The 24,227-nt window shown below is 61.7% G+C and carries 13 protein-coding genes; 11 read left to right on the top strand and 2 right to left on the bottom strand.

The annotated features are described in order from the left end of the window. Positions 1-31 precede the first annotated feature (31 nt). Positions 32-637 carry a hypothetical protein gene (locus JDV76_RS12385; protein WP_198737206.1) on the top strand — a complete coding sequence of 202 codons (606 nt, stop codon included), beginning with the start codon at positions 32-34 and terminating at the stop codon, positions 635-637. Positions 638-1,095: 458 nt separating this feature from the next. Here the strand turns inward: JDV76_RS12385 and JDV76_RS12380 are convergent, their stop codons facing one another. Both JDV76_RS12380 and JDV76_RS12375 read right to left on the bottom strand, forming a co-directional pair. Further along, a complete protein-coding gene (locus tag JDV76_RS12380; RefSeq protein WP_198737205.1) occupies positions 1,096-2,412 on the bottom strand; it encodes an O-acetylhomoserine/O-acetylserine sulfhydrylase in 1,317 nt (438 codons plus the stop codon). Positions 2,413-2,583: 171 nt separating this feature from the next. Then, the gene (locus JDV76_RS12375) at positions 2,584-3,348 is read right to left on the bottom strand and encodes a hypothetical protein (protein ID WP_198737204.1); all 765 of its coding nucleotides are present in this window, start codon (positions 3,346-3,348) and stop codon (positions 2,584-2,586) included. Between the two features lie 207 nt (positions 3,349-3,555). Here JDV76_RS12375 and JDV76_RS12370 point away from each other — a divergent pair, with 207 nt between their 5' ends. The 10 genes from JDV76_RS12370 (at position 3,556) to JDV76_RS12325 (ending at position 24,127) form a co-directional block, all read left to right on the top strand. Then, on the top strand, positions 3,556-5,166 hold the full coding sequence (locus JDV76_RS12370) for an inorganic phosphate transporter (protein ID WP_198737203.1): 1,611 nt from the start codon (positions 3,556-3,558) through the stop codon (positions 5,164-5,166). A gap of 969 nt (positions 5,167-6,135) precedes the next feature. Beyond that, a complete protein-coding gene (locus JDV76_RS12365; RefSeq protein ID WP_198737202.1) occupies positions 6,136-6,444 on the top strand; it encodes a hypothetical protein in 309 nt (102 codons plus the stop codon). Between the two features lie 65 nt (positions 6,445-6,509). After that, positions 6,510-9,257 carry a vWA domain-containing protein gene (locus tag JDV76_RS12360; protein ID WP_198737201.1) on the top strand — a complete coding sequence of 916 codons (2,748 nt, stop codon included), beginning with the start codon at positions 6,510-6,512 and terminating at the stop codon, positions 9,255-9,257. A 55-nt stretch (positions 9,258-9,312) separates the two neighbouring features. Then, the gene (locus JDV76_RS12355; RefSeq protein ID WP_198737200.1) at positions 9,313-12,930 is read left to right on the top strand and encodes a tubulin-like doman-containing protein; all 3,618 of its coding nucleotides are present in this window, start codon (positions 9,313-9,315) and stop codon (positions 12,928-12,930) included. Further along, positions 12,930-15,752, top strand: a complete 2,823-nt coding sequence (locus JDV76_RS12350; RefSeq protein ID WP_198737199.1) for a hypothetical protein — start codon at positions 12,930-12,932, stop codon at positions 15,750-15,752. The genes JDV76_RS12355 and JDV76_RS12350 overlap by 1 nt, the downstream gene beginning before the upstream one ends. Positions 15,753-15,800: 48 nt before the next feature. Continuing rightward, positions 15,801-18,581 carry a SaeA-related protein gene (locus tag JDV76_RS12345; RefSeq protein WP_198737198.1) on the top strand — a complete coding sequence of 927 codons (2,781 nt, stop codon included), beginning with the start codon at positions 15,801-15,803 and terminating at the stop codon, positions 18,579-18,581. Next, positions 18,496-21,243: a GAP1-N2 domain-containing protein gene (locus JDV76_RS12340; RefSeq protein WP_198737197.1), complete on the top strand. Its 2,748-nt coding sequence runs from the start codon at positions 18,496-18,498 to the stop codon at positions 21,241-21,243. The genes JDV76_RS12345 and JDV76_RS12340 overlap by 86 nt, the downstream gene beginning before the upstream one ends. Before the next feature lie 6 nt (positions 21,244-21,249). Then, complete coding sequence (locus tag JDV76_RS12335; protein ID WP_198737196.1) at positions 21,250-22,242, top strand: hypothetical protein; 993 nt, start codon at positions 21,250-21,252, stop codon at positions 22,240-22,242. 12 nt (positions 22,243-22,254) lie between these two features. After that, on the top strand, positions 22,255-23,397 hold the full coding sequence (locus JDV76_RS12330; RefSeq protein ID WP_198737195.1) for a hypothetical protein: 1,143 nt from the start codon (positions 22,255-22,257) through the stop codon (positions 23,395-23,397). Between the two features lie 325 nt (positions 23,398-23,722). After that, positions 23,723-24,127 carry a hypothetical protein gene (locus tag JDV76_RS12325; protein ID WP_198737194.1) on the top strand — a complete coding sequence of 135 codons (405 nt, stop codon included), beginning with the start codon at positions 23,723-23,725 and terminating at the stop codon, positions 24,125-24,127. Positions 24,128-24,227: the final 100 nt, after the last annotated feature.

The raw sequence follows: 24,227 nt of genomic DNA, 5'->3' as shown, positions 1-24,227 counted from the left end.
CGGTGAGTGTTAAGGCGGCATTGGAGGAGAAGTGCATGACTCCGGAGCCGACGACGACTACGGCGGAGCCGACGACGACCACGACTGCGCCGACGACTACGGCGGAGCCGACGACTACGGCGGAGCCGACGACGACTACGACTGCGCCGACGACTACGGCGGAGCCGACGACTACGACTGCGCCGACAACGACGGCGGAGCCGACGACGACTACGACTGCGCCGACGACTACGGCGGAGCCGACGACGACTACGACTGCGCCGACGACTACGGCGGAGCCGACGACGACTACGACTGCGCCGACGACTACGGCGGAGCCGACGACGACTACAACTGCGCCGACAACTACGGCGGAGCCGACGACGACTACGACTGCGCCGACAACTACGGCGGAGCCGACGACGACTACGACTGCGCCGACAACTACGGCGGAGCCGACGACGACTACGACTGCGCCGACAACTACGGCGGAGCCGACGACGACTACGACTGCGCCGACGACCACGACTGCGCCGACAACGACGGCGGAGCCGACAACGACCACGACTGCGCCGACAACGACGGCGGAGCCGACAACGACCACGACGACTCCCAAGCCCTCATCTTCCTCTGTGAAGGGTTCCTCCGGAGTGAGTGACATGCTGGATAAACTGAAGGAAATGCTCACCAAGCTGTTCAACGGTAACGGAATCGTCGCAGCCCTCGGTCTTGGTACCGCGATTGCTGTCATCGCCGGTATCGCCCACCACATCAACATAACGATGCACCGCTAGATCCTGAGTTATACCCACATCACGAAGTCATGACAGAAAAGCAGCTCCGGAGAATTCCCGGGGCTGCTTTCTCATGTCGCATGCTCATCGTCTTGGGGTCTCGTAGGTACTGCTTTGCCCATCGGAGGTTGGAGCAGCCGCCGCATGAATCCCGAGCGCGGGAGGGACAGCCTTCTTCGGGTTTCCGGCAGCCTTTTCACGCAACAATCGTGTAGACCATTTCACGGCTCAGAGATACACCCCGTCGGGGATGCTGACTGTGGAAAAGGAAAACCCCACCTCCGATAGCTCTCGGGAGGTGAGGTTTGGAACGTTCGGGTTCTTAGCTGATGGCCGCGAAGCCGCGCTTCAGGTCCGCGATGATGTCCTCGATATCCTCGATGCCAACGGACAGTCGGATCGTGCCCTCCGTGATTCCTGCGCGAAGAAGCTCCGCCTCATCCGACTGCGAATGGGTGGTCGACGCCGGATGGACGACGAGAGAACGGACGTCACCGACGTTGGCCACGTTCGAGTGGAGCTTCAGGGCATCGATGAAGGACCACGCTTCCTCGCGACCACCGTTGATGGAGAAGGAGAGGACCGCGCCAGTGTACTTGAGCCCCAACTTTTCCTTGACCTTGTTCCACGGGGAATCAGGCAGCCCAGCGTAGTTGACCGTCGCCACTTTGTCGTTTCCGGCGAGGAACTCCGCCACCTTCGCGGCGTTCTCATTGTGACGTTCCACACGCAAGGATAGAGTGTCCAGCCCCTGTGCGGTGACCCAGGCGTTGAATGGGGAGGGGGCTGCGCCCGTATCACGGAGAAGACCGACTCGTGCCTTCAATCCGAATGCCGCGGCGCCGAGGTCCGCGTACTTCAGTCCATGATATGCGGGGTCGGGGGTAACGAAATCGGGGAACACCGATTCACCGTCGCGTTCGACGGTCCAGTCGAACTTGCCGCCGTCGACCAAGATGCCACCGAGAGCTGAACCGTTTCCAGTGTAGAACTTCGTGGTGGATGCCACGACAATGTCGGCACCGAGATCGAGCGGGCGGACGAGTGCCGCGGTGGCGAGGGTATTGTCGATGATCAGCGGGACCTGATTGCTGTGTGCGACCTCGGAGATTGCCGGGATGTCTAGAACGTCAGCCTGAGGGTTGGCGAAAGTCTCGCCGTAGAAGGCCACCGTACTGTCCCTGACTGCCGCCTGCCAGGAGGCTGGGTCGTCGGGGTTCTCCACGAACGTAGTCTCGATGCCGAGACGCGGGAGGGTGACGCTCAGTAATGTGAGGGTGCCGCCGTAGAGACGCGGTGAGGCGACAATGTGTGAACCGGATCGGGCGATGTTTAGGATAGCGGCGGTTTCCGCGGCCTGGCCGGATGCGAACAGTACCGCGTGTACGCCGCCTTCGAGGGAGTTGAGCCGGTTCTCCACCGCTTCAACGGTGGGGTTGGTGAGTCGCGTGTACACCGGGCCCAAATCCTCGAGTGCGAACCGCTGCTTGGCGTGCTCGGCGGAATTGAACACGTATGAGGAGGTCTGGTAGATCGGCAGGTTCCGGGCCCCAGTCTCGGAGTCTACGGGTTGTCCCGCATGGATGGAACGGGTCTCGAAGCCCCAGGAATCCACGATGCTGTTGTCGTACTGAGTCATGGTGATTGCGTCCTTAGTCGGTGTCGGTTGCCTTGGTTTGCGTTGGGGATCACCGTAGTGGATGACGCTGAAAAAAGTAAACCGATCTGTCTACTTCTTGTGAAAAATCCAGGTTAAAGCCCTGAAAAAAATAGACAGCTCGGTTCTCATTTGGGGGTAGTCAGGCCGGAGTTATGTGGAGTGCCTGCTGGGCCTGCGGGAGTTGCGGAATGCGGTCACGGTGATTGCGAGGAGAGCGGTCACCGCGGCACCGCCGAGCATCCAGGTCCAGGTGGGGAGCGGTTCGGCGTTCTTTAGTTCATCTGCGCACCTCACTAGACTCTGACGCAGATGTTCTTGGGTGCGGTTGTACTCCTCGGTCCTCGCGGTGAACAGTTCTGCCTTGATCTCATCGAGCCGTGGCCCCGTAGAGGCTTGGTCCCACAGCGCCTTCGCGACCTTCATTCCGGGATCGGCTCCGATGGCCGTGGCTGCTTCGCGTGCCTCCTGCTCCGTGTATTCGGTCTTATGTTCGGTGTGTTCGCTCACGACACCGGCGTCCTCCGCGGTCAGCGTGGTGAGCATTCCGAGCCCTTCGGTGCCGCCAGCCTCGCCGATCCGCCGCTGGAGGTCTGCGGGGGTCGGGGTGTCCGGGTCCGTGGCCGTCGGATCGTAGGTCTCAATCGCCGCGCGTAGGCCCGGAGCCGCTGCATCGAGCTCGGACAGGCGTTGATCCCGGGCGTCCGCCTCCAGTGATTTCCAGAACTGCACCACGTCTGAGCTCTTTTCCTCGGGATCCACCGTGCAAACCATTCGGTTGGTGTCTGCGGTGACGGTGTAGGCCGCGGCGGAGGGGGTGTAGACCGTGAGTGCGCATACGGCGAATGCGACGCCTCCGGCGATATGGAGGTGGGTGTGGTGTAGGGGTGTAGTCGGGGGGGAAGGGTGTTGGAGCATGTCCCCATTATCCTTCAGGAATCTGTCGGGGGTGCCCATATAAAGCGCTGTGGGGTGTGGTCAGGGGATAGAAAACGGGGTGTTCGAGTATTAGCATTCTGGACATCCCAAGTACGGGATCTGTTCACTAATCGTTCATACGCGATCTCTATCGTGCTGCGGAGCACTCGTATTCCAGCCAAATGAAAATGAAAGAGAACAAGCCCTATGTCGACAGGCACACTAGAAGCCGTCTCGAAGGTCGTTCAGACCGACAATCGGACGGATAAGTGGTGGCACCTCGGGTTCGGATCGATGCTCGCCATCGCTTTCGTCACCTTCATTCTGTGGTCCAACGGATATGTCGGTGAGGGCGCCAACAGGTTAGTTCTCCTGACCGCCATCGTATTCGCCATGTTCATGGCGTTCAACATCGGCGGGAATGACGTCGCCAACTCCTTCGGTACGTCCGTCGGAGCCGGGACCTTGTCTATCAAGCAGGCGCTCATCGTCGCGGCGATCTTTGAGGTCGGCGGTGCTGTCATCGCCGGTGGCCAGGTCACAGACACCGTCCGCAAAGGAATCGTCAATCTCAACGGGATCGACCTGCAGCCGATGCAGTTCGTGTGGATCATGATGTCAGCGCTGCTGGGTGCCGCCATCTGGCTACTTATCGCGACCCGGATGGGTTGGCCGGTCTCCACGACCCACTCCATCATCGGCGGTATCGTCGGAGCCTCCCTCACCCTGGGATTCACGACGGGTGCCGGTGGCTGGGAGATGGTGCAATGGTCGCAGATCGGACTCATTGCAGTGTCGTGGGTGCTGTCACCGTTGTTGGGTGGTCTCGTCGCGTTCGGACTTTTCTGGCTTGTCAAACGCAACATCCTTTCCTATAACGAACGTGCCGATGAGCAGCTCCGGCGCATCAAGAAAGAGCGCGCGGAACTGCGGGAACGGCACAAGAACTCGTTCCAGCGGCTGAGTGAGATACAGCAGATCTCGTACACCAATGCCATGGTGCGTGATTCGGTACTCGTCGACCAGGGAGAGTATGACCCAAGTGAGTTCGAGTCCGAGTATTACCGGGAACTGCACCGCATCAATTCCCAGACTGATGATGTCGAGGCGCACAAGGCTCTGGTCATGTGGGTGCCGATCCTCGCTGCGCTCGGTTCCCTGGTCATCGGGTCGATGCTGTTGTTCAAAGGACTCAAGAACCTGCACCTCGGGGTGTCTGCGGTTGGGAACTACCTCATCCTCGGGATGATCGCTGCGGCTATCTGGATGGCGGTGTTCATCTTCGCCAAGACCCTCCAGAAGACGAACCTCTCCAGGTCGACCTTCCTGCTGTTCTCCTGGATGCAGGTGTTCACCGCAGCGGCGTTTGCGTTCTCCCACGGCTCGAACGACATCGCCAATGCCATCGGCCCGTTCGCGGCCGTCATTGATGTGCTGAAGACAGAATCTATCAACCCGAAGGCCGCTGTTCCGCCGCAGGCCATGATCGCCATGGGCATCGCCCTGATCGCGGGCCTCTGGTTCATCGGGCGATACGTGATCAAGACCGTAGGCTCCGATCTAACGAAGATGCATCCCGCCTCGGGATTCTCGGCGGAGCTCGCGGCTGCAGGCGTCGTTATGGCCGCATCCGTGCTGGGCCTACCGGTGTCTTCGACGCACATCCTCATCGGCGCTGTACTTGGCGTCGGTGTGGTCAACAAGGCCGCAAACTGGAATCTGATGAAACCCATCGCACTGGCCTGGGTGATCACCCTCCCCTGTGCGGCGCTCGTCGCGTCGGGCACTGTCCTCGTGTTGCCGTTGGTCTTCGGCTAGAGGAGTCCGTGAGTCAACCAGGTGTTCCGCACCCGCCGGTATGCGTCCCCGTGGTCTCTTCATAGTCGATGAACCACTGGTTGTCGGAGGCACCTTCCGCAGAGCGACGGGATCGGGCTGTGGGATGTTCTTCCGGGGTAGATAGCGATATAGAGTCTTCACCGGTCGGTGACCTGAATCTGTGTCTTTATCCTACGATCGCAGCGAGACCCGCTTTCCGGGAAGAATGTCAACGTTCGGAAGGGTGCACCTCCGAGGGGGACTGTTCATGGGAGGGGTTCGGACGATGCCCAATGCGTGTCCTTGTTGGTGACCGCCTCTGCGGCTTCTGGTTCTTCGGCAACAACCGTAGGTTCCCACGGGCCGAACACCGAGACTCGCATAGCGTGGGAAATAGGTTTCGGGTACCCCTGCATCGCCCGCGTGTCTCAGACTGTCTATGCAGGTAGTCGCAGGAGATTAGTTGATAGCATGAATATTTTGGCGCAAAATGAATCTCGTGTTACCCCCCATGGTTGAGAGCCGACTGCAGCGCTACTGCAGGGGGAATAAGATATTCATGTACGTGTATGAAGAAAATAGCGCGGGAAACCGCTTGGACGCAACGAGCGTGGTGGCTTTCCCGGCCGTCAAACGCGGACGGGTCAGTACTGCGCTTTCACGCGACACGATCAGAAGCTGAAGGATGCACCGATGAGCGGACCCCGGCCCTCTTATGGCTACACACCTGAATTCGGTCAGGATTCCACTGGTGGACAGTACTTCCCGGGAGATCCAGAACCGTCGGGTTGGGACTCTGATTCTCAACCACCGGACTACAACGCTGCAGTACCTCCGTACGGGGCGGGGTACGGAGATGGAAGTCCCTACTCCGACTACAGCGCGCCTGGCAGCTCCTACTTCGAGGACCAGAGTCCGGTTTCGGTCACTGGGTCATCGAGTGCCATCACGGAAAATTCGGCCCCAGTCGTGAACCTCGTTCCGAGCCTCATCCTCGCGGTTGCCAGTCTAGGCCTCTCCGGAGTCATCACCTTCAGTTCTATCGCACCGACAGATTTCTCCTACCGCACAATGTCACTAGTTGCCTGGGCAGCAGCAGGCATTGTCGGAGTCACCGCGATGTCCTTCTACTTCATCGCCGACACAAAGCGCCGTGCGCTCGGTTTCTACCAGATCGTTGGCTGGAAACAGGCCATGTACTTCGTGACCATGGCGCTTCTCTTCGTGGCTGTGGTGTGGTCAGCCGTGGAAATTGGCCTGTGGGTGGGCAAACTGTGACGTCCCCAGGTTTTCATCCCCATCAAGAACCCGCCACATGTACATCCAAAGGACCACGCAGTCTCATGAGTGAAACCCATCGCACGGTACGGACGCCCACAGCCGTCGCAGTCGCCGCCGCATGTGTCCTGTACGCCGGAGCTGCTGGCGCGGTGTCCGAGACACCGACACCTGCGCCCCCGGACGACTCGCTCACCGGGCTTGGCGCCTGTGTGTCATCTACAGGGACCCTTGATGTGCTCCTACTCATGGATGAGACAGAATCCCTCGTCCATGAGGTTAAAAACGGGACCATTAGGTCCGATCGTCCCGGAGCGGATGCCGAACACAACCGCATCCCCGCAGCGCGTTCCTTCGTCGAGCAGCTGCTGGAACGCCAACAGGACCAGGAATTCACCACGAATATCCGAATCGCCGGATTTGGGCAGAACTACAATGCCACCCCAGACACGGCCGCCACCTATGGCACATGGATGCCGCTGGATGCAAAGAGTATCGGCGACGTCAATAAGATCCTTGAAGGTGCCCGCGGCCGCACCGGCGAACAGTACACGAACTACGCCAACGCGATTGATGGCGCGTACGCGGACTTTTCCCGATCAGGATCCCCTGACAGTTGCAAACTGCTTGTCACCTTTACTGATGGTGCGCTCACAGCCGAAGGTCCAGCCGCCGCGGATACCCGCGCTAGGCAACAGCTCTGTGCCGCCGACGGGATCGCCGACAGACTACGAAAAGCCGGGATATACCACGTGGGGATCGGTCTTGACACACCGGATAACCGCTCTGATTTCAGCCTTTTGGAGGCGATGACCGCCGGTGGTGACTGTGGTTCGCTACCGGGGCGAGGGGCGTTCTTCCCCGCGGACAGCGTGGGATCACTGTTTGCGGCCTTCCACCGTGCATTGTCCACCGGTGGTGATCTCAGTGCGGTCACTGGTGCTGAAGAAGATTTCACGTTCGTCCTCGACAACTCCATTGATTCTGTACGGTTCGTCGGCATCGGACTTGATGATCTCGGGCCAGACGCGCAGCTCGCCCTAGTAAGTCCCGGCGGGGAGGAACTCGTCTTCGACGACGTCAACTCCGGTTCTCTTCCAGGCACAGAGGTGTCCTGGAACGCCTCCATCACACCTGTTCAGGAAGCTGTCGGTGAGATGCACAGGACTGGTGGCGACTGGGCCGGAGCGTGGAAACTGCGCTTCAAGGGAGCATCGGGTGACGGTCGTGTATTCAACTCGGTGCGGATCCAACCTGATCTGCGCCTCAGCTTCACTTCTTCCGCAAGCAACACCGATTCCAGAGGCTCCCTCGCCGTACGTGAGGACCAGTCACTGACCCTGTCGGTCGTAGGCTCTGACGATCGGCCACACGCACTCGACGGTCGTGCCGTCGCGGACATCAGATTCACTCCGAGTGGCGCCACGGAACCACTCGTTCTCGCCCGGAACATCGATGTGGCGAGCGGCAGACCGGTGGACGTTCCGATCGACACCATCGGCCGGATTCCCGCCAACGGCATGATCGATGCCACACTCTCCATCACCACTAAAGGAACCGGTGACATCCCCGGTACCAAGCTTGCACCGGTGTCGGTCCGACAAGCACTGTCGGTGACTCCTGTCGACATGCCACAGATCTCCGACACCGTGGTCTTCACCATGACCGAGCCCACGGTCACGGTCGATATTCCCGTCACCGGACCGGGAAAGATCTGGGTGAACGACGATGCAGTCGTCGACGTCGCCTCGGCACCGGACGGATTCGGGGACATCCGGGTCGGTGGTGCCCACGCCGGGGCAGGCAACGCACTGATCCCGGAGAAAGGACAGGAGACGGTGCTTCCGGTCACCCTGACCGTCGCTGAGGTGAAAGATGGTCTGGTCAAGGGCACCATTCCCGTCCATGTGTCGAAGCTGGACGGGACGAATGAAGCCATCGTCCACGTTCCCGCCAGCGGCAACGTGACTGTTCCACTGAACAAGACGACGTTTGTCGCGGCGCTTATCGGTGCTCTCCTGTTGGCACTGCTCATACCGCTCGGGTTGCTCTACCTCGTGCGGAAACTCACGGCGAAGATCCCGGACACACCGTTCTCCGCCGTCATCATCGACGTCGACACGAGTAGCGGCTACCCCACCTACGACGGTCAGGCAGTCCCGCATATCGACATCGGAGATGCGTCCCGCAAACAGGTGCCTGGACACGACGGCATGACGGTCACCGCCGGGCCGTACACACTCACGGTCAAGCACTTCCATCCGAACCCGATTGCGGCGGCCTACGTGCAAGTCGAGCAGACACCGTCAGTGAACACCAACGGTGACCAGAAGAATCTCAGGGCGAAGCTTCCGCTGGCCGTACAGGATTCTTCCTTCCTTGTCGCACGTCCCGATCAGCCCGGGCACTATGATCTGGTCATCCTTCCTCGACTTCCGATCACGTCTGCGGTCGAGCTAGACAAACTCTGCGGGAACATTGCGAACAGTCTCCCGCAGCGGGTGGATCTACTCAACAGCCAACGCGAGGAGACAACGGCACAGAACGCAGCCGGAGGACAAGATCAGATGAAGGGAGTTGTGGCGTCCTCTGCACCCGTGGCGCCGGACTCCTTCGGCGACGCGCATGGTGGCTTCGGTGAATTCGGCGGTCCCCCATCATTTGGTGTCTCCGGTGGTTTTGACGGTTACTCCAACGGTTTCGGTGACAGCCCCACTGCGGGCAGCCCCGGCGATTTCGGGAGCGGGCAGTACTACGGGAACCAAGCTCCACCGGACGGTGACGATGACACCACGCAATGGCGCCACCCCTGATCTCCGGGAAATCCTTTTAGACTCAAGACAAACACAATCAGATTAGGAACGCGGTATGCATAAGGCACTCATCGTCGGTTGCGGCGGCTCGGGCGCAAAGACCCTGGCATTCATGATGGACCAGCTCAAGTCCATGCTCGCGGAACGTCTCCCGGACGACTACCCGACCCCGGCGTCGGTGACTCTGCCCGAAGGCTGGCAGTTCATCAACATTGACGTCCCCCTTGACTGTGAGACGATCAACAAGCTGCCCAACGTCTCCCAGGCCGGTGGTTCCTACATCTCGTGTGGTGCGCACGCACAGTACAACTCGATCGACACAACAGTTACGGCGACCATTGGGAGCCAGGCACAGCTTGGAACCGTGTCGTCGTGGCTCGTCGATGAACCCGACGATGTCAGTGTCGCCATCTCATCGGGAGCGGGCCAGTACCGCCGGATCGGTCGCATGCTGTTTCTCTCCAAGGCGCAGGAGATCCGGAAGCAGCTGGGGCGTGCGGTCGATGAACTGACCCGCGCGAACGACGTCAGTCTGCTGCACAAGAAGCTGCACCAGGGGGATGCCCCGAATCAACCGATCGTGTTCGTCGTCTCATCGATGGCCGGTGGGGCCGGCGCCTCCATGGCGCTGGACGTCTGCAGGATTCTGGCGGATCTGATACCACCGCAGCGTATCGCGATGTTCGCCGTGACACCCGACATCTTCTCCTCGTTCGATCCCGCGGCCCGGCCGGGAACCAACCCGAACGCCCTGTCCGTATTCGCGGAATTCACCGCCGCGCAGTTCGGGGCCGCGTTCCGTGATGACGCGACCCTGTTCCGGGCGCTCGGTGTCCCGCTCGCGAACCACAATCCGATGCCACTGCAGCGCATTTTCCCCGTCGGCGTGAAAGCGGGCGTCGAGGGCACACTGCTCGGAGACGGAAAGCCGAGGACCGTCTACCGTGCGCTCGGGCGGGGCCTCGCTGCGCTCATGATGGACCAGTCGGCCCTGGAGGGGCTGATCAACTACAACATCACCAACACCGGCGGAACCTCCATGAAATCGGCTGAATACGGCTGGGGGGTGAACAACCGGGATGTCATCCCGTGGGCTTCCTTCGGCTACGCGCAGCTGTCGATGGGACGGGACCGGTACGGAGAATACGCCGCACAGCGGCTCGCCTCCGAGTCCGTGCAGTGTCTCCTGGAGGGGCATCTGGACGAGACGAACGCAGAGGACGGTGATACCCAGATCAACGAACTCATCGAGAAGCGTTCGGGCATCATCCAGGACAAACTCAGTCGCCTCCTACCGCCCTCGGGCCGGGTCCCGGCCTGGCTCGACTGGCGTTTCAACGCGGAGGTGAACCGCTGGACCCAGGGAATGGCCGGGAAACTCCGGGAGCGGATACCGGCTCCCAACGGTCGTCCCGGAAATCAGTGGATCCACGACATCGACGGTGCTGTCGCCCAGCTCAACGGGGAGGTGGGGAATGACATCGGGGGGTTGCTCTATCAGGGGCTCTGGAATTGGGCACAGACCGATGATCTGCAGGAGAAGTTCCTTGACATCCTCAGGGCCGAGATCGCGCGGTACGGCGTACCCTACGCCGCGGCCCTGTTGGCGAAGCTGCGCAACGACTTCAGGACGAACACACTCAACGCACTGCGCGCCGTCGCGGCCACGAGCCCAGGGTTCCGGGCCTCGGATGAGCTCCGCGGTCAATTGCAGGGGAACAAGAACCGTATCCAGGATGGTCAGGGATTCGAGGAACGCATCATCGAAAGCTGCGTGCCGCAGCTGCGGCACAGTGCGATCATCAACATCGCCCGTCGCATGGTGCCCATAGCGGAGGACTTCGACAAATCCTTCCTCGTACCGCTCGCACAGATCCTCGGTGCGGGGCACCGTAACCTCGAGGCCGCGATGAAGATCACCAAGGATGACAACCTCGGCGCGGCACAGGTGAAGACCGACGTTCCGAACCTGTGGCCGGATGAATCCATGGATCGCGTGCCGGAGAGATTCTACCAGGCCGCCAACGAGGTGTTCCTCACTGACGTGGGCTCGTTTCCGCAGCAGTTCCAGGGAGATGTCCTCGCCTGTGTCCGCGATGCGGTGGACTATAGTGCCGCACTGCAGGAGGCGGCACGCACCATCGTCGCGGGAGACTGGGACTCCGCGGCGGGATCGGATAAAGCGCCGAACGACCTTCTGGTTCTCGTCGAGCCCTGGGTGCCTAGCGAACTCGTCCGCACCCCAGGCTCAGGTGACGACAACCGGGACCCCCAGCCTGCGCGTCTGGAACTCCACGCCAGCCCGCGACAGGTTCTTTCACGGGCACGCCGCTACGTGCTGCGCCGCGACTACTCCTTCGAGCGGTTCATCTCGGTGTCACTGCGGGACTACATCTACAACGCTCAGACCGACGCGGAACGCAATGAGCGGATCCTACGTCTGGCGGACTGTTTCAAGCGCACGATGACCGCCGCCCTACCGCTCGCGCAGGTGAACAACGAACTCGTGCAGCGACTCTACGGCGAGTCCGTGAGCTACCACTTCAACTTCTCGAAGATTCCGCTCGCCGGTGATGCGGCCCTCGAGAAGGCACTCAACGACGTCGCGGGTAGCTACAACTACTACAAGCCCGAGAACAAGGCCGAACCTCTGCGGGAGAATCTCTCGACGCAGGGCATCGAACGCTCCATCGACATCTTCGGTTCCTACCCGAACTACGCACCGATCGTGTTCGACTCCGTCATGGAACCGATCCGTGCCCAGTGGGACTCGACCCACGGTCAGGATCCGGCGTTCTGGAAGTGGCGTCGAGCCCGCCCGATGACGGGTGCCATGCCGATGTCGGATGCGGAACGTCACGCATTGATCGGCGGTTGGTACATCGGACGACTCACCGGTCGCATCGGGTTCCCCAACACCCTCGACACAGACGATGACAACCCGGTGCAGGTCTACGACGAGACGAACCAGGAGTGGATCGCCTTCGAAGCCCCGATGCTGACTCCACCGAGCCGGTTCCGGCATAAGATCGACTGGTTGCCGGCTTTGCTGGAGTCCTCCACCCTCGCGTGGATGCGAGCCGGAAGCTATCCTCTGATGGAATCGGTGCGCCCGTACACAGTGATGCGTGGCCTCTACGATGACGGAAGCACCCCGACCCGGGGCGCCCGGATGCTGTCGGGTGTGCGGCTGCTCAACCGCTGGGTATTCGACGGGCTCTACCCGGACGAGACGACCAACATAATGCCCGGTGTAGCGTCATCGGTACGGCCCGAGGACCGGATACAAGGGACCGGACCAGATGTCACACCTGAGGATCGCGTGGCAGCGGCGAAAGCCTGGCTCGGCAGGAACTTCGAGTTCGCGCGGAAGATTATGCCCGGTGATTTGGCCGCACGGGGGCAACGGATCAACTACGGTGCCAAGAACCTGGGGGACATCAGTAAACGTAGCGACGCTGTGCGATTCCCGTTCCTGCGGGACATTGCGTACGACATCACAGAGGCGACGAAGCAGATCAGTCTCATGCTCGATGAGGCGTACAAGATGGGGCCGCCCGAGCCGGAGTCTCCGGAAAGTGATCTGTTCGGAAGTTCCTTCCGTGCGACCTCTCAGGAGAACGATTTCGACAATTCGACCGTAGATTTTCTCGATGGAGCCGATGACCTGTGATGGAACTGACGGTTCTCATTTCCCGGGGTACTTTCGCCAACGGTGTCCGCCAGACCCTCGAAGATTTCGCCTTGCTCGGTCTGGTCAAGGACATCGTCTGGATAGACATCGACACGTTCGAGGACCAGCACTCCACGGTGACGTCGATGGGCGTCGGCACGACGCCGTTCATCGAACGCGAGACGCTGCAGCACGCTCTGCAGCGCTTCCACCCCGACACGATCAGTTTCGGCTGTATCAACGTCGTGGATGAGGAGGACGGTACCGTCAACCGGCGGCTGTTCCGTCGGATGACCGATCCGTTCTTCAACGCCGGACTCGACGAGGGTATGGCGCGGACCAACCTGATGATTACCCGCGTCGGTGGGCGGATATCTGATGAACTGCCTGTTTTCGAGGACTGCGTCAACCTGTTGCTCGCCCCCGAAGACTCACTTGGTCCGAACAACAATGCCGTGACCTTCGACGTCGACAGTGCCGCGGAGGATTTCATGCTGCACTGTGCCGCCGGGGTCACCAGCGTGTTCGGGGCATGGTGTGGAATCGAGGGGAACCCGACGCGCGAGTTTCCGCACTCCCGGGACGGGAACTTCCATCTCGTCCGAAGCTACTACCGGCGTATCGACGCCCAGGCGGTGCAGCAGCAGCTCAAGTTTGGGATATTGAATACGGAGACGAATCCGCGTCCGGTGTCCACCATCGGGGGACGCCTCGTTTATGGGGATTACGCTCCCGACAAGGAAAAGTTCACGAAGAACGCCGCCGACGAGTTCATGCACCACTACCGCGACCAGCTGCGCGGACCGAGGGTCAATCCGAAGGTAGAGGGGACCCAGAGGATCACGATCGGGAAAGCGATCGGAACGTTCATGAAGACGTTTGCGGTCAACTTCGTCAGTCACCCCGGGCGGGTAATCAGCACGTTGACCGAAGAAGGCAGGCGCAGTACTGAACTGAAACTGCAGGAAAAACTCTATGGTATGAGCGGGAGTCGCGTCCAGGTTGGCAGGGATCCCCGTGGTGTGGGGACCACATCCCGGGGATCTGCTCCCATGGCCGGTGCTGTCCGAGATGACGAGCTCGCCAGGGAGCTGCGCGGCATGTGGCGCACCTACGTCAACATGTCGTTGACGATGATAGACGGCAAGCCACGGAGTATTGGGCAGGATCCCCAGCCCCGGTTACCCGTCGCCGTGCAGGTTCCCTCCGCACCGGATGAGGCGCGCGTGGCGCACTCCGCGAATGATGTAGTCCCGGGCCCCGGTTGTCACTTCGGACGTGACCTGCCACACCATCTGCTTAACCGCATCAACATGTCGTCAGTCGCTCCCTATGACATTGCAGGTGCCGAGCGATTCCAGAAGTCACTCGGTGATCCGGCCATCGGACAGAGCCGGAATATCCCGAAGATCATCAACAGTTTCCACACCTGGCGTGATGAGCACGCCGACAGCTTCGCCAATCTCGTCGGCCGGTCGATTCTGGGTACCGGAACTGAACTACGGAGAGAGCACGCGGACAGGGCGCGGAGAATCGAGGAACTCCGGGCACGTCGACGCACTGACGTAGAACACTCGACATTCGCCTCAGCGATGCGCTGGCTGGGTTGGGTGACGATACTGTCGCTCATTGGATTCCTGCTCGCTTGGTGGGGCGGCAACCAGCTGTTCGGTGGCGATGACACCCGACTCGAACCGCTGTGGATCGCCGCACTGAATTCCGCCAGCGGATCGACCTTGGCCCGGTACTTCGGTGCGTGGTTCGTGGTGTGGCTGGTGTTCTTCGCCCTTCAGATAGCTGCGCTTACTGGTGAGGAGATCCGCCTGCTCAACCGTCGTGATCAGTATCTGAGTGACCTGAGCGCCGCCGAGAAGAATCTCGAGGCGTGCGAGCTCGCACTCCGCCGCTGCGAGGTTGCCTACAACCAGTTCCTCGCCGTGTCCGATATCGTCGGGTCCGTCGTTCAGTACCCCTTCGGTACGGTTCGGGCAGCCGCAGTCGACACGGTGTACCCCGCCACGCAACTGCCGGACTCGGTGCTGCTGGCTGAGGCCCGTCCAGACGAAAACGTCATTCAGGATGTTGCGCAGCGTTACCGCGTCGGCATCTACCAGACCGGATGGCTCGACGAGTGTTTCCAGAAGGCGGAACAGCGGGTCGTCGCAGAGATAGATGAGAGTGAGGGGCGGATAGATAACGATGTCAACACCGATGCGCTCCTGTCCCAGCTCGGCCGCGGATCGGGCAGTCTGCTGGATGTGGTGTCCCGCCGCATGTCGGACCCCAGCTTCTTCGGTGTTGATCGCAGTCAGGATCGCTGGGAGCGCATCTCCACCGATCTCCAGACAGATTCCCGCAGGCAGCAACTTCTGAGACCCCTGGCGACGACGGACGGGAAGATCCTAGGTGAGGACCGCCTCGTGGAGTTCCCTGCGGTGAAGGACAGCGGACGTTTCAATGGAACGTTTATCACTCACCAGGGGCGTGTGGCGAACTTCCATGGGGTGATGTCCGGCACCATCGTGTCCGGTACCTCACCTATGGACTGTCTCGGAAGCAGTCAGGTACTCGTCCAGCTATCCGGTTCCGGGAACCGCAGTTTCCTGGTTCTCCAGAGCGCGGACGGACAGGAGGATCCTGGCGTGGAACTGACAGCGATGGACTTCGACCCCGATGTGTTCTCCGCCGATTCGGACGGTTCCGCTCCAGGAGGTGGCTTCGGTCAGGGGGCGTTCCTGACGGATGATCAGCGAAAACCCGGTATTCATACGTCCGGCGACGAGTTCAGCTTCTTGGACAGCGACCTGACGAAGGACCTGTAGCTTCGCGGTGGCGACCAGACCACGGCACGAACCTCCAACTCTGAAACGGTGTCAACAACAGATATGTCGAACATCAACTCCCGCCAAGCACGTCTCGAGCTCCTGCGTCGGTGGTACAACTACGCGTTGACCTTCTATCCGGCTACCGCGCTACCGGCTCCCGTCCATCTGGAGCGGATCGCGGCGATGACCGGTGCCATCGATTTCACGAACGCCCCGGACCAGGTCCAGGCCTGGCGCGACGAACTCAGCAAGCTGGTGATGTTGGCGGACACCGGAAAGGGAGCGGAGTTCGATGATGATCCGACGGCGTTTTGCGGCCCGATCGTGTCGCGCTACGGGATCCTCAACAAGTGGCGGAATCTCGCGCTCAAACGCTATGACGAGTCTGCGCTCCCCACTGACGCCCACCTGAGGAAGATCGCCCATGACTACCCCGATGCCCTGAAACCAGGGGTCAGGGGTCGACCCGCACAAGTAGAGGACTGGGTCCCGCAGCTGAAGGAGATGCTTGCTCTCCGCGAGGCACACAAGACCCAAGAGATCAACCGCTCGATGGACCGTTTCCTGACCCGCCGAGGCACCGACGATCCGGCAGCGGGAGACGACCGTGCCGCAGTCACTGACTCTGGGGCCGCCGCGCCGCAGGTACCGTACGGTACGTCGCGTACCCCCCTGATCTCCTTCAACGGCAACAAATCCCCGAAGCGAGGAGTTGCCGCTGCAAACGCCCGGGGTCGACAGGAACGGACACCGTTGCGCCCGTCTCTCTCCGGTGATCCTGGCGCAGAGGTAGAAGCATCCGGTGCACCCGGTGTGGCGAAGTACCCGGTGTGGACGACCGGAGAGAAGCACAAGGTTGCACCCGGACCATTCGGTGGTCCGCAGCAACAGACCCCCGTATCATCGGACTCGGTCGATAAGCCCGGATATCGGACTGAAATACCCGGGGGCGAGGACTCCGACACAGAATCGTCGGTGACCGGCAGGGAGCCAACCAGTTCGATGGAGTCGGCGGATTCCCGGGAGGTTCCCGGAGCCGGCGACGAGTCACCCGATACCGGGAACGAAGCCCTGCCACGTCCGGAGGACCTCCGTGATTATGGCTTCAACAACTTCCGGTCGATGACGGCGATGGACGAACCTCAGCCGATCGTCGGCGCATCGTTGCAACGCACGATCAATGAGGACGGGACGGTGCGGCTCGACTGGAGTGTGCCCGGCGATGAGTCGGAGGAGACCGGTGGAACCCCGGTTCGGCTGTACCGTGTCGTCCGCGACAACCGGGTTCTCGAGCGAAATCCGGAAGACGGTTACCTGCAGTGTGTCACCGTCGGTAGCGCCTGGGCGGAGACCGAACCGCAGAAAGGGGCCGTCACCATGTACCAGGTGTGGGTCAACAGCGGGGAGGACGAACAGAGAGCACTTCGCGCCGAGCCCGAGCTTGTCGGCGAGACCTACGTCATTCACCCCGTCACGAACTTTAGTCTCAGTGCCGTCGGTCAGGAGATCACCGGACAGTGGGAGGACGTCGAGCCCACCGAGCGGGTCGCCGTGTTCACCTGTGCCGATGATGGCCACGTGTTCCACCGGCGCAACGAGATCTGCGCCGACCTCCCGAACCGGAAAGGTTTCAAATGGCAGACGGCGCAGGGCGGGGTGCGGCACAGGTTCGTTGTCGCGCGGGTTGTGCGGATCCGCGATGACTCCATCATGTCCGACGCATCGGAGGAGAAGAGCGTTCTGGTGGACGCGGAGGTGCAGGCGGTCGACATTTCCGTGACTGAGCGGGAGGGATTCGACGGCACCGAGTTCGAGGTGTCCTGGGTCCAGCCATCCTCCGGAGAAGTTCGGATCTACCGGACCAAGGAGGAACCGCCTCCGGAGATCACGGGACTCGAGTCCCTCGAGCTCTCCGGGTTGCGGCGAACCTTCGACGACCAGGACTGGCAGAACAGCATCGAGGGAACCGATCACGGATGCACGGTGGGGTGGCCGAGAGACTGGTACTCGATCGTGCTCACCCCGGTTCATGTGGACGGACAGGTGTGCCGGGTCGGGGACCCGCGGCCCTTCAAGCGGGTGGGTGGCGCGACAAACATCGAGTTGCATGAGCGGGTCACCCATCAGCTGCTCACCTTCGGATGGCCGCACGGTGCATCGCGGGTGACGGCATACCATCAGGAACATCCCGACGACTGCGGCGGCGAGGTCGGTGAACCCGTCGCCATTGGAACGATCGACCGCAAGGAGTACACAAAACGTGGTGGAATGATGCTCTATCCGCCGTTGCCGAGCCGGGGCACGGTGATCCTCGAGCCCTCCACGGTCTATCAGCGTAAGTCTATTCTCGGCGAGCGCGGTGCCGTCGCCTACCGCGGATGTGTACGAATGAGTTACGAGATCCATCCGGTCGGCCAACGTCCCGGCCTATTCACCATCGGGATCTTCGGTGAACGGCCGGTAATCGGACAGGAACGGTCTTTCTCCCTGGTCGTGCAGAGGGACAGGCTTCCGCTGGAGAAAGCTGACGGCGTGCGCGTGGAGGTGGACTCCATCCACCAAGATCAGTCCTGGCCCGGCCAGCAAGGGCTGTTCGCGAGGGAGTTTGCCAGGCGCGGGGAGCAGCCGCCGGTCTACTGGACGTTCAACCTCGACTCGGTGAAGAACTACCCGGACAGCGCATTTCTCCGGGTCTTCCCGGACGAACTACAGGACGAGAGAGGACAGAGTATCGCGCTGGATGACCCGTACATCGCGTGGCTCAACCTCGGCTATCTCCGTCGGCGAGCAGCAATTGTGGGCCGGCACTTCCAGGCACAGGGGTGACGACCAGATGACGCAGGTGAGTTCCCCCCGACCGGGCGGACGCTGGGCGCAGGTGACGTTCGCGTCTTTCGGTGCATCTGCTAGCCGCCGGACTGGCGGCTGGCAGACCGGTCCTTACCTCGACGCCTCCCCGGAGCAGCGGGAGTGGATAAAACAGAATGCGGTGACCCAGCTCTCGCCGCTCGAACCAATCAGCGACTACATCAGCGATGAGCAGGTGGATGCACTGCCAAGGTGCTTCAGCTATCTTCCTGAGGTCTCCATCGGTGGTGCGGCGGCGAGCGTGTACCTGCAGGCGGTTCCCGCGGGCCGCGACTCCACGAACCGGCAGGGGAACATCTTCACCCATGCCTTCGTGGATTCACAGCCCTGGTCGGACGGATCACCCCAGTACCCGGTCGACTGTTTCGGATCACCGGATTTCCTCCGGCCCTTCACGATCAAGATGGTCGACAATGTTCAACTGGCCCGAACACCCACCGGTGGTCCCCGGCCAAGCGCGGAGCTCGTTCCTACAGCAGGGGAGGCCATCGAGTTCATTCTCTGTGATGAGCGGCGGGCCGCGGCGTTGTACCGGATCCAGGACGCCCTCCAATCCCAGGTCTCCACCGTGGTACTCCCCGTCCCGGACCGTGCAGCCGCTGCGTCGTGGTTGAAGGCAGTATCTGTCACGATGTCTCCCCTCGAGGCACAACGTCTCCTGCGTTTCTCGACGTTCATGCGTGGCAACACGGTGTCCGCTGTGAGACACGGCGGTGGTGCACCGGCGTTGGTGTGTGTCCCCGATGTGGACGTTCACCTGGTGCCGGCCCGTCCCGATGTCACGGTCATCTCCGTTGGGGGCGGGGGAGTAGACCCCCGAACCGATTGGTCAATGGATACCGCCGAGTTCCTGATCGGCGGAGGACACGGCCCCTGTGGCCACATGGATGACATCATTGATGCGTTCCGAGAGGTGACCGAGCCGCTGAGGGACAGAAATGAGGTGCCACGATTTGGTGCGGGGCTGGCGGCGTTCCGCGGCCTCGAACCTGGCACTGCCGGTCGTACCGGGGACAATTCGCGGTCCGGGGTCGGAGCCACGCGGGACGGGAGCTTCTCCTGGGGAGAGGATCAACCGGACTCCGGCATCGCTGGCGAGACTGCCGATCGTGGGGGAGTCCTTTCCGCAGCGGTTGATCTCGACGGGTTCGGGGAACCGGAGGCTGCCGGACGTCTCGCGGGCCGGAGCACCGCCATTCCCGCAGCCGGAGTACCGCAGGTCTTCGGAGACGCCGGTTGGGGTGATTCCGGTACCGGGGAATCAGCCGGTGCTGGACCATGGGGTGCGGATGCGACCTACACCCCGGATCCCGCAGATCCCGCAGCTGTGTGGGAGACCCGTATGATCGACGAACTACGGAGCCTGGGTTGCACCGGTGACGGATGGAAACAGCCGACAGGTGAGCGGAAGCGCATCCCGGAGATCGGGCGGTGCTCCCCGGCGTTCCCGACCGAACGGGTGCTGGCGATGCTGTACGCAGGCATCTCCGGTTCCCTGGTCGCCGCCGGTACGGACGGATGTGCTGATTCCACCGCTTGCGTGGATGCTACGGTCGAGATGCTGGATGTGGCCGTGAGTGCGGGACTGATAGATCCCGGACAACCACCGGCGGAGATCCGCGCGGCGGTCATGGCTCACGGGCGTGCGGTCATGGATTGGTTCGCCGCTGACGGATGCCCATCACTCGATCAGGACACCCGGATCATCGTTTCGGAGTGGTGGAGCAACATCGTCGAGTCGGACACGGGCACGATGCTCCAGCTTCTGGGCAATCCCGGTTCATTGACGAGCAGCACCAAACGCGAGAGCCTTGGATTCCCCGGGGCGACGGACGGCCTGCGCAGGATTGAGGTCCTCGGGTACCGGGTACTGCACGATTCCGGACCTGCCCCGGCGCGTGAAGCCGTCGAACTGTACAGCCTCGTGGCGGGGAAACTCGCCCAGCAACTCCGGCTGCACCCTGACATCGTACCCGTCCGGGGTCCCCTGCTTGATCGGTGGGACGACTGGTACAGCCAGTGGGAGAATCGGGAGCGAATCGACACAATCATCAGGGCCGCGAACGACTCGGGGTACTCCGCCCTGAATTTCGCGGCCTCATTTGGGCCTCCGGCCGGAATCGACCAGATTATCACCAGGCTGCGGGCAGGTTACTCCCATCTCCTCGCTCCCCCCGGGGACAACCACTGGCCGCTGTCCGGCGACATCGACGCCTTACTGGCTTTGCTGCGGTTGCGTTTCACCGTCGCTGACTTCGGATATTTCGGACCACTGCTGAGCGCCGACGGCAAGGCCGACAGAGAGTTCCGCCGTGCCCTCGACCACATGCTCATTGAGGTCGTCGACTGGAGTGCGTTGGATCATGCCGTGAACGACACAGTGATCGATGAGGTGAGGGATTTCTACTTCAGTTGTCTCAGGAATGACCTCGCCACGGCGACCGCTGACAGAGCAGTGCGGGAAAAACACCGGAAGATGCTCGAAGCTGAAAACGAGAGGCTGGGGAACCCTGAGATCTTTGTCCGCAATCGAAATTCACAGTATTGGGCGGTCCGCCGTCAGATCATCGAATTCCACTTGTCCACCGGCAGCACGCCTGCCGGTGAGGAAAGGCAGTAGAACGCAATGCCCACCATCCAGCTGCAACCCGGCGACCGCTATGACACCGGTCAACCCGCATCCGCTTTCGGTGAACTGACCTGCGAGGTGTTGACGAAGCAGAAGACCGTGCTGCCCATCGAGCTGCAGCTCCGGGGGCCGGACATCACCAGCCCCCCGGAGCGCGGCTCGGTGGAGTTCCGGTTCCGCGGGGACAGACTCCGGATGCGCAACCTCACGGGATCCGTCAGAGTTCTGCTGACACCGGGACAAGGGGGTACATCATTCCCCCACGATGCTAGTGCCCAGGTTTCGTACCTTCTGCACGGGGAGACCGCAGCGCAGAACACCAGCCTGCAGTTCCCTCGGTACAACGTCGGGGGACTGGGTTCGTTTCCGCTGTGCACGCTCTCCGGCGAATCCGGGACCGTCGTTATCGAGGTCAACCAGCAGATCGTCGGAGTGGAACTCGACGACCTGTCGAGTCGAGTCCGTGGAACCCTGTGCACCGCCCTGGGGGCGGACACACTTCCGGCCGATCTACGGCGCGATGTGTCCCTGGTGATCGACGCGTCAGCCTCCATGGCGCAGACAACGCCCCCGGAGGCGCTGTCGGCCATGTACACCGTCGCCTGTGGAGTGCTGTCCGTGGTCACCCAGGGGAAGAAGATCATGGTCGCGAGCTCTGCGGGGGAGCCCCAGCGTTCCCTTGAGAGCCCCGCTGAAGTCGCCGGACTGGCGCAGCTGGAACTGCCATACAACGAGGTCGGATTCCGGATGAGCCGGCCACTCCGTGACGGTGAGGCGGTACTCGTCGTCTCCGACGATCTGCCCGCTCCGTTGGCGCGGCACAACGGCCCCGTGCACCTGCTGACGACCCGGCCCCCGGTCAGTGCCGGTGATTGCTCCCATACACTGTTCACCCCAGCGGTCTGCTCTGCGCTGGTTGGTGGAGACACCTCCGTCCTCGCCGAAGAGGTGCATGCCATGGCACTCACCCTGGTCGGCGGAAAACTCTAAAGGGACCACGACATGACGAATACACCCGCCGGAACCGACCGGAGGACAGCGTTGCTTCCGACACGCTGCCCCTATACATTCCAGATCATGGGGGAAAACACGGATCTCCCCTGCCAGACGAATCCGGAGCGCTACCCGCTCCCTGACGGGTGGGCGGGGACCGGCACGTTGACCTTCGCGATGGCGGGTGCCCGTGCGTCGGGCAAATCCCTCTACATCGCCGTCGTGGTGAAGCTGTTGGAACAGCTCGTCGAGAACAACGGCTTCGTGTTCGAACCCGCCGACGATCCGACCCGCGATATCTATCGCGAACAGTTCGAAGAACCTCTCTTCGAACAGATGGGCTTGCCTGCACCGACGAGTACCGGTGAGAACGAAGGGGCCTACCAGAATCAGCCGCTGATCTTCCGGATCGGCACACACCTGAGAACCGATGCGAGCGGCAAGCGTGTCCACCAACCGATTAACATCGTCATTAGGGATGTCGCGGGTGAGGACTTCGCACAGGACCATTTCCCCACCATGCGTGAGCGCATGCGGTTCTTCCGCTTCGCCGACGAGATCATCTTCATGTTCGATCCCGTGCGTGTCCCGGAGATCAACAATCTCCTTGAAGGGGCGATCCCGTCGCTCCCGAAACTGGACACGCACGATACCGAAGATCCGGCTACCGTCCTGTCGAATTTGCTCAGCCTCATCGAACCAGGGGACGACCCGCTCATCGCGTTGATGCTGGCGAAATTTGACACGATGCAGGAACTGGCGAAGGTTGACCAGACGGACATGTACTACGGCGCCGAGGACAAGGTGAACTGGCAACGGGTGATGAACAACTTCGGCGCGGGGTTCCGTCGTGAGTCCGGTGACGTCTCCCAGCCGTACAGTCTTCCCAACGGGGAGCTGCTCCACCACGAGGTCCTGAGTCTGCTGCGTTGTCTCGACGCGATGGCCTTCCTGAATCGGCTCAATGAACCCGGACGTCGCCTGCGGTACCGGTGTTTTGCGGTGTCCGCGTTGGGGACCCCTCCGGAGACCGGTTCATCGGTGTCACGGTCGGGGATCGCGCCCTTCCGCTGCCTCGACCCCTTCCGTTACGTCCTGGCGCAGTGGGGACTCCTCAACGGTGACTCGACGGACCCGGGGGCGCTGGGATGAAAGGCGGACAGTTCTGGTTCGACGACGCGGTGGCCGACTTCGCCCCGGCACCGAACCGTGTGTCATCCCCGCAGCAGTTCCCCGCGCAGTCTCCCCGGGATGCGGGGCATCGACCGGAGAGACGGACCGTTGATCCTCGTCTGCGGCAGCAACAACAGCCGCTGGGAGACGCACGTCCTAGCCCCAGGGAGGACGCGATACAGAGGAAGAAGAACACCGGTCGGAGACGCTTTCCATTCGGGAATCGCTGAGTCCCGGTCCACCCTCCCTCACCGTCATCGCCACGACAGCACCACTCCCACCCCTCACTGATTGGACAGCAACGATGAACACACCGAATCCATCACAGGAAGGCTGGAACCCCGGCCCACACGACCCCTCGGCCCCGGCCCCCGGCTGGAACACCGGCCTGAACCAGGTACCCTCGTGGGATCCTGCCGCATCCGGCACCGACATGGAGCAGACCCGTCAGCAGGAGGAAGCCCGCAGCACCGAACAAGCGGAGCTGCGGCAACGTGGTGCGGCCCGGTGGATCCAGATCTCGACGGCACTAGTCGCTTCAGTGGTCGTGGTCACCGTGATGGTGTGGGGATGGCAGCAGCTCTTCTGGCTGCAGTTGCTCAATGACGCCAACAACTACATCGAGACCGCCGACGGCAAGGAACTCGTCAATGAGGAACTGATCAAGATTCTGGAGCGCTCGGGACGGGCCGCCGACACCGCCCCCTGATCCGCCGCCGGTACGGCGTGGGCACGGGCCCAATGCGTCACGACCACCACCACCGGAATGAAGCATCCGGTTAGCGCTGCGCTGAACGAGTGTCGTTGCT

This window comes from Corynebacterium marambiense, from assembly GCF_016342275.1.
In the GTDB taxonomy this organism is placed as follows: domain Bacteria; phylum Actinomycetota; class Actinomycetes; order Mycobacteriales; family Mycobacteriaceae; genus Corynebacterium; species Corynebacterium marambiense.
Note: the sequence above shows the minus strand (reverse complement) of the source record. Positions and strands in the feature narration are given on the sequence as shown.